This window comes from Treponema sp. Marseille-Q4523 (assembly GCF_016901105.1).
In the GTDB taxonomy this organism is placed as follows: domain Bacteria; phylum Spirochaetota; class Spirochaetia; order Treponematales; family Treponemataceae; genus Treponema_D.
Genome location: NZ_JAFEVM010000085.1, coordinates 1 through 1,750 on the forward strand (window position 1 = coordinate 1; position 1,750 = coordinate 1,750).

1 protein-coding gene is annotated in these 1,750 nt (G+C 37.0%); it reads left to right on the forward strand.

What is annotated here, in order from left to right; all coding sequences use genetic code 11:
- Positions 1 to 87: 87 nt before the first annotated feature.
- Positions 88 to 1,350 carry an ABC transporter substrate-binding protein gene (locus tag JSQ97_RS12795; protein ID WP_205076405.1) on the forward strand — a complete coding sequence of 421 codons (1,263 nt, stop codon included), beginning with the start codon at positions 88 to 90 and terminating at the stop codon, positions 1,348 to 1,350.
- Positions 1,351 to 1,750: the final 400 nt, after the last annotated feature.

Here is a 1,750-nt window from a genome sequence, read left to right on the forward strand (position 1 = left end):
GATTATATATGATAAAAAGATTGACAAATAAGAAAAAAGCATACATAATAAATAGAACATATGACCTTTCATAAGGAGGAACCTGAAATGAAAAAAGGATTTATGGTATTTTTGTTATGTAGCGTTGTTGCCGCGCTGCTTATGGCAAAAGGAGAGAGCGAACAAGTCGGAAAAGAAAAAACTGTTACTATTGAATTTATTCAATGGTGGGAACCGGAATTACCACAGGGAGCTTTTCGGGCATTGATGGACGAATTTGAAGCGAAAAACCCGAATATCAAAGTCAAATTAGTTAGCGGTCCTTATTCAAATACAAGAGATCAAATCGTAACAGGCGCTGCTACAGAGACTTTAAGCGATGTCGTAGGTCTTGACGGGGCATGGGTAAATGATTTGGCAAAACAAGGGGCGATTGCACCTCTTGATTCTTTTATGAATCAAGGAGGTTTTAATCCGAAAGAAATAGCAGCGATCATAAAACTTGACGGTAAAAGTTATATGTTTCCGGTAGCAACTTTTGTCTACCCTATTTTTGTCAATCTGAATATGTTTGATGATGCCGGAATAAAAAAAATGCCTTCTTCCAGAAGTGACTTTGTAGCAGCTGCAAGAAAACTGACGAATGCTTCAAAAAATCAATATGGATGGGTACTTCCGCTCTCTTTACAATCTCCCAACGGGATTCAAAATGATGTTCTTTCATGGTTGTGGGCTTCCGGAAAGACAATGTTAAAAAACGGAAAGCCGAATCTTGTTACACAAGATGTAATCGGAACAATCGACTTTATCCAGACACTGTATAGTGAAGGTCTTATTTCTCCCGGTTCTTTTACAAAGCAGGAACAAGATAAAGTTGAGGAATTTGCAAACGGTCGAATTGGAATGATGGTAGATACGCTTGCTCATATTAATATGATCCGTGAGCGTAATCCGAAACTGCGTTTTGCAATTACCGCGATCCCGGCAGAAGACGGTTATACGGGGACACGCGGTTTGCCTTATGCGGCGTGGGGTATTGGTATAAGTAAAAACAGCAAACACAAAGAAGAAGCATGGAAACTTGTTTCTTTCTTGATGAGTGCGGAAATTAATACGAAACTTGTTTCAATTGCAAACGCCTTTCCCGGTAACGTTAAAGCAACTCCCGATTTTGTTAAATCCGATGAACTTTTTAAACAAGGCTTTGACATATTCCAAAAAGGTTATATTGCAAATGAATTTGTAGGTTTGCCTGTTGCAGAAGAACTTATGCGCCAATTTGATACGGAATTACAGCTTGTATTGGATAAGAAACAAACAAGCCGTCAGGCTGTCGAAAAAATTCAGGCAAAATGGGCAAAAGAATTTTAAGACAACAAAAACGTAATAATAAGTAACTATAACGGTCGGTTTGTTAAAAACTGCAAACCGATCGTTATTATCTGAACGGATAGCCGGATATCGGCAGGTAAAGAATGATAAAATTTAAGCGAATTTTAAAACCCTATATATACCTCTTACCAGCAATTCTATTGTTGGGAATTCTAATGCTCTATCCGATGGCTACCGTTATTTCATATTCGGTAATGGATAATGTTATAATGAATAAATCTCCTCGTTTTATAGGGATGGTAAATTATAAAACAATTCTGGAAGATCCGATATTCCATACAGCTCTCGGCAATACATTATACTTTACTATTTTAAGTGTTATTTTTCATCTGGTTATAGGTTTATGTTTCGCGTTATTATTAAACACAAAATATATATC